The 5,405-nt window shown below is 44.2% G+C and carries 6 protein-coding genes and 1 pseudogene; 5 read left to right on the top strand and 2 right to left on the bottom strand.

Annotated elements, in window-relative coordinates; translation table 11 throughout:
* The coding region (locus WBA23_RS11680) for a tRNA dihydrouridine synthase (RefSeq protein ID WP_424582458.1) at positions 1-672 on the bottom strand (672 nt) is incomplete at its 3' end.
* 198 nt (positions 673-870) lie between these two features.
* Here WBA23_RS11680 and WBA23_RS11675 point away from each other — a divergent pair.
* The 5 genes from WBA23_RS11675 (at position 871) to WBA23_RS11655 (ending at position 5,034) form a co-directional block, all read left to right on the top strand.
* Positions 871-1,881: a lysostaphin resistance A-like protein gene (locus tag WBA23_RS11675; RefSeq protein ID WP_424582457.1), complete on the top strand. Its 1,011-nt coding sequence runs from the start codon at positions 871-873 to the stop codon at positions 1,879-1,881.
* Positions 1,874-2,083, top strand: a complete 210-nt coding sequence (locus WBA23_RS11670) for a hypothetical protein (protein ID WP_424582456.1) — start codon at positions 1,874-1,876, stop codon at positions 2,081-2,083. Before WBA23_RS11675 ends, WBA23_RS11670 begins: the two co-directional genes overlap by 8 nt.
* Complete coding sequence (locus WBA23_RS11665; protein WP_424582455.1) at positions 2,064-2,894, top strand: phosphatidate cytidylyltransferase; 831 nt, start codon at positions 2,064-2,066, stop codon at positions 2,892-2,894. The genes WBA23_RS11670 and WBA23_RS11665 overlap by 20 nt, the downstream gene beginning before the upstream one ends.
* Positions 2,895-2,976: 82 nt before the next feature.
* On the top strand, positions 2,977-4,251 hold the full coding sequence (locus WBA23_RS11660) for a Glu/Leu/Phe/Val family dehydrogenase (RefSeq protein ID WP_424582454.1): 1,275 nt from the start codon (positions 2,977-2,979) through the stop codon (positions 4,249-4,251).
* 117 nt (positions 4,252-4,368) lie between these two features.
* Positions 4,369-5,034 (top strand): phosphatidylserine decarboxylase family protein, encoded by a 666-nt coding sequence (locus WBA23_RS11655; RefSeq protein ID WP_424582453.1) that lies wholly within the window; start codon positions 4,369-4,371, stop codon positions 5,032-5,034.
* Between the two features lie 9 nt (positions 5,035-5,043).
* Here WBA23_RS11655 and WBA23_RS11650 read toward each other — a convergent pair.
* Positions 5,044-5,405 (bottom strand): annotated as a pseudogene (locus tag WBA23_RS11650) (serine hydrolase domain-containing protein); the annotation flags it as partial.

Below are 5,405 nucleotides of genomic sequence, written 5' to 3'. Positions count from 1 at the left end.
TCCATCCACTCCGTAGCGGTGACGATAATCTAGTGCTTTTTCAGGCGAGTCAATATCGCCGTTTCCAAAAATAGGAATATGAATATTGGGATGATTCTTTACTTCGGCAATAGGGTTCCAATCGGCTTCCCCCTTATACATTTGCTTACGAGTACGCCCGTGAATGGTCAATGCCTGAATGCCGACATCTTGTAATCGCTGGGCTACTTCCACAATTTTTATAGTCTTTTCGTCCCAGCCCAAGCGGGTTTTTACCGTAACCGGGAGCTGTACTCGGTTGACGATCTCGCGAGTCATTTCCTGCATCTTGGGCAAATCTTGCAATATTCCGGCACCAGCTCCTTTGCAAGCTACTTTTTTTACCGGACAGCCGTAGTTGATGTCTACTAGTTCGGGCTGAGCGGCTTCAGCTATGGCTGCCGCTTCCCGCATCGATTCTATCTTATCGCCAAAAATCTGAATACCAATCGGTCGTTCGTAATCGTAAATATCCAGCTTCTCCACACTTTTGGCCGCATCCCGAATTAACCCTTCCGAAGAAATAAACTCCGTGTACATGATGTCGGCCCCATTTTTTTTACACACCGCCCGAAACGGAGGATCACTCACATCTTCCATTGGAGCGAGCAATAGCGGAAATTCACCTAAATCTATCGTATCAATTTTCATCACAGTCTAATTCAATCGGTGTTCAAATGTTCAAATGTTCAAAGCTACTCAATCATGAACACACGAATACAAGAACACTTAAACACATTACAAAACTACAACGAATGAAAGTCAGAAGTTTCTTTAACTTTGCTCCGGTAGGCTTTTTCTTCATTCCGCAACATAACGTTTAGTGAGAAGTTAGATAGACAAATAAAATTCATGGATTTACTAGAAAAACCGGAACCAACGGTAATACGAAAAACAAATATAGTCTCTTCCCTGCTAATTTTAATTGGTTTTGTGCTACTGGGGTTGTTTTTGGGGCAGGCTATTGCATTTGTTGGTATCCTCCCTTTATTTAACTACGACTTCCAGAATATTCAGCAGGCATTGGCTAATCCTATGAGCTCGCCTCAAGCTAAATCGGCGCTGCTTATCCTTCAGGCAGCTACCTCCATTTTCGGGTTTATTATCGCTCCATTATTACACTATCGCCTGATTGATCGACAACTATTAACACCTTTAATGCCTTATTTCGGCAGCGCACGTCTTTCTCCCGCTCAATCTACCGATAAAGAGGCTTCACCCTTGGCCGTTCGTTTCCCTACCTCGGTAGCTGTTTTAGGCGTAGTGTTTCTACTTATGATTGCCTTTATGTTTGCCAACTCAGTAATTATTGAGTGGAATATGAATCTAGATTTTAGCGGAATTTCTCCTGCTTTTGAAGAATGGGCGAAAACTAAGGAAGGCGAACTAAAAGAGCTAACGGAGTATCTTACTCAGTTCAATAGCATTTCAGGATTGCTTATCGGCTTGGTAGTAATTGCAGTATTGCCAGCGGTAGGAGAGGAGTTATTATTTCGAGGGTTGGTACAGCCTAAGTTGCATAAACTAGTGGGTAATCATCATGTGGCTATCTGGTTAGCTGCCTTGCTGTTTAGTGCTATTCATTTACAGTTTTATGGATTCTTTCCTCGCTTGCTGTTAGGAGCTTTGTTCGGTTATTTATTTTATTGGTCTGGAAATTTATGGTACGCTATTTTTGCCCATTTTGTAAATAATGGCTTTACTTTATTTATGCTATACTTATATCAGCAAGAAATTACCGATATTGATCTGGAAGCCACTGAGTCAGTAGCCTGGCCGGTAGTATTAGCTGCTACCGTAGCCGGAGCGTTTTTGCTGCACCAGTTTCGGCAAATGACAAGGTTAAAGCAGTTGGATGAATAGTAGGTGGCAAAAAGTGTTTAGTACGCAGCAGCGTTATCAAGCCGAGATTGTGAAAGCAGTACTGGAAGATCAGCAACTAAATCCAGTGCTTATTGATAAACAAGATCGGGCGTACCATTTTGGGCTCATTGAAATTTACGTAGCTCCCGATTGTGTTATAAGTGCTCTGAAAATTATTAGCGATGATATCCGCTTTAGATAGATACAACAACGTTACTCAAAGAGTTATCACCGGAACTGTTGGTATTATGGCAATAGTGTTTGCTGTTTACAATGGAGAATGGACGTATTTCGCCCTCTTTTTTGGCATCTGCGGGCTAACTCAGTTAGAGTTCTATAAACTTACGGGCTTAGATGGTATGTTGCCGCTGAAATCGGTTGGCACATTTACGGGGCTGTTGATATTTACGGTCAGTTTCTTAGTAGAGCGAGGTACAATAGATGCCAGCTATTATCTACTGGTTTTTCCAGCGATGGCCAGTATCTTCTTTATCAAACTGTATAAAAAGTCTGATAAAAAACCGTTTACCAACATTGCCTTCACACTTTGTGGTATCATTTACGTAGCAGTTCCTTTCGCTTTATTAAACTTAATCGCTTTCTCTGGCAGTATGTACAGTTTTCAAATTGTGCTAGGAATTCTCTCACTATTCTGGGCGAGTGACACTGGCGCCTATTTTGCCGGAGTGCGCTTCGGGCGAAGACAGCTATTCGCGCGAGTATCCCCGAAGAAATCTTGGGAGGGTAGTATTGGCGGGGCGATTACTGCTTTAGTCACTGCCTTACTTTTATCATACTTTTACACGGACTTACCTGCCTGGGAATGGATTATTGTAGGCGCAATTATTGTTGTCACCGGTACCTACGGCGATTTGGTAGAATCACTTTTTAAACGCAGCATTGCCATTAAAGACTCAGGGAAGGGATTACCCGGACACGGTGGGTTCCTCGACCGTTTTGACGGGTTGTTATTAGCATCGCACTTCATCGTCATTTTTTTAAAATTTTTTTAAAAACCCTACGTTGATTACATTTTATAAAACTAGATTGCTAATTTTGCGCTAGATTTTATAATCTCTCTAATGAGTTAACAAAATGTCATACGTAGAACCAGCTCCGATAAAAGATCACGAAAATCCGTTTGAATCCATGATGTCGCGCTTCCATATTGCTTCGCAGGCGCTAGGATTGAATGATGAAGTTTATAATGTTTTAAAGAATCCGGTGAAGCAGGTCATTGTTTCGCTACCCGTCACCATGGACGATGGTTCCATCCGAGTGTTTGAAGGGTATCGCGTAATTCACTCCAATATTCTCGGTCCATCCAAAGGGGGTATTCGCTACGATATGGGAGTGAATATCGATGAAGTAAAAGCATTAGCCGCTTGGATGACCTGGAAATGCGCGGTGGTAGATATTCCCTACGGTGGGGCAAAAGGTGGTATCCGCTGTAATCCCCGACAAATGTCTTCTGGCGAGATTGAGCGTTTAACGCGATCGTACACCCAAGAGATGTTTAGCATTTTTGGGCCTGACCGCGATATTCCCGCTCCCGATATGGGCACCGGCCCCCGGGAGATGGCCTGGATTATGGACGAATACTCTCGAGCCAACGGTATGACTATTAATGCGGTAGTTACCGGAAAACCAATTGTATTGGGCGGGTCAACCGGGCGTACCGAAGCCACGGGGCGCGGAGTGATGGTTTCGGCTTTTGCCGCAATGGAAAAGCTAAAGATCAATCCGTACCATTCTACTGTAGCGGTACAAGGCTTTGGTAATGTTGGTTCTCATGCGGCTCTGCTCATGGAAGAGCGGGGCAGTAAAGTGGTAGCCATCAGCGATATTTCGGGGGCATACTACAACCCCGATGGTATTAATATTCAGCAAGCGGTAGAATTTCGAGCGGCCAATAATGGCACGCTGGCGGGATTCACCGGTGGAGAAGTTATTGAAGGAGACGAACTGCTGACTCTAGAAGTAGATATTCTGATTCCGGCGGCTATGGAAGATGTGATTACGGTAAAAAACGCTGAACAGGTTAGTGCTCGTATGATTGTAGAAGGTGCTAACGGCCCTACTTCCGCTCGGGCCGATGATATTATCAATAGTAAGGGAACGTTAGTTGTTCCGGATATTCTAGCTAACGCCGGAGGAGTAACCGTTTCGTACTTTGAGTGGGTACAGAATCGCCTTGGGTATAAATGGACGCGCGACCGGGTGAATCGCCGCTCCGACCGTATTATGCGCGAATCTTTTGAGCGGGTTTACCAAACAGCCGTGAAGTACGGAGTATCCATGCGAATTGCCGCCTACATCGTTGCTATTGACAAAGTCGCTAATACCTATAAATTCCGGGGTGGGTTCTAAGAAATTAGTGAGTGATAGAATAAATCACCCTATCCTTCACTCATTCTTTCCTTTAAACCTCCTCCGTAACAAATCTCGCTTATCTTTGTAGTATAGTTACAGCAACTTTAATTACCTATGACTATTCACAAAGAAGGCCGCTTACTGCTATTGGTTTCCCTAATCGTTCTGGTTTTGCTCAATGTAGCAATCGCGTATTTTTTTCCCGAACGAACCGTTTTGCAAATGGTTGTCGTTATTGCGAGTGCCCTTTTATACTTGCTTATTCTACAGTTCTTTCGTAATCCTAAAATCGTAGTAGATCAGAACGAAACGCAGATTCTGGCTCCGGCAGATGGAAAAGTAGTAGTGATTGAAGAAGCCGAAGAAAAGGAATACTTTCAAGAACGCCGGATGCAGGTATCTATCTTCATGTCGCCGATCAACGTTCACGTTAACCGCAATCCAGCCTCCGGGCTAGTGAAATATTTCAAGTATCATGCTGGTCAGTATTTAGTTGCTTGGCACCCTAAGTCCAGTACTGATAATGAGCGTACCACCATGGTACTACAGTTGCAGAATGGCTTGGAAATACTAGTTCGTCAGATTGCCGGAGCAATGGCTCGCCGAATTAAATGGTACGTAGGTGAGGGCGACAAAGTACGGCAGGGCGAAGAGTTTGGGTTTATTAAATTTGGTTCTCGCGTAGATCTGTACCTTCCGTTGAATGCTGAAGTGAAAGTAAATATTGGCGATAAAACCAAAGCGGGAAGAACCATAGTGGCTGAACTACCTCCAAATTAGTAACTCAGTTTACTTCTCTATCGCAGCCTGTACTAACCGCACCATCTCTCCCACCTGGGGTGGATTTAACCAACGAGTCACAATGACCAAATCATTTTCATTATCAATAATGATGAAGTTACCGCCAAACCCAGCGGCGTAGTACACTGAGGGTGATACTCCTTCCCAAGCCCGTTCACCGCGGTTAACCCACCACATATAACCGTAGCTTTCGTTAGCTGTCGATGAAGTGGTCGCCTGATCAATCCAACGCTCAGAAATCAGTTGCTCACCATTCCAATTGGCTCGCCTTAGGAACAGTAACCCAAATCGTGCGTGATCCGATGTAGAGATACATACGCCCCCACCCGAGTGTCCGCCGCCACTTACCG

The organism is Tunicatimonas sp. (assembly GCF_049647865.1).
Lineage (GTDB): Bacteria > Bacteroidota > Bacteroidia > Cytophagales > Cyclobacteriaceae > Tunicatimonas.
The sequence above is the reverse complement of the archived record's forward strand: the minus strand, read 5'-3'. Positions and strand labels throughout refer to the sequence as shown.

Coding starts and splice junctions, on each gene's coding strand:
- WBA23_RS11675 (WP_424582457.1), top strand. CDS start 871: ATGGATTTACTAGAAAAACCGGAACCAACGGTAATACGAAAAACAAAT.
- WBA23_RS11670 (WP_424582456.1), top strand. CDS start 1,874: ATGAATAGTAGGTGGCAAAAAGTGTTTAGTACGCAGCAGCGTTATCAA.
- WBA23_RS11665 (WP_424582455.1), top strand. CDS start 2,064: ATGATATCCGCTTTAGATAGATACAACAACGTTACTCAAAGAGTTATC.
- WBA23_RS11660 (WP_424582454.1), top strand. CDS start 2,977: ATGTCATACGTAGAACCAGCTCCGATAAAAGATCACGAAAATCCGTTT.
- WBA23_RS11655 (WP_424582453.1), top strand. CDS start 4,369: ATGACTATTCACAAAGAAGGCCGCTTACTGCTATTGGTTTCCCTAATC.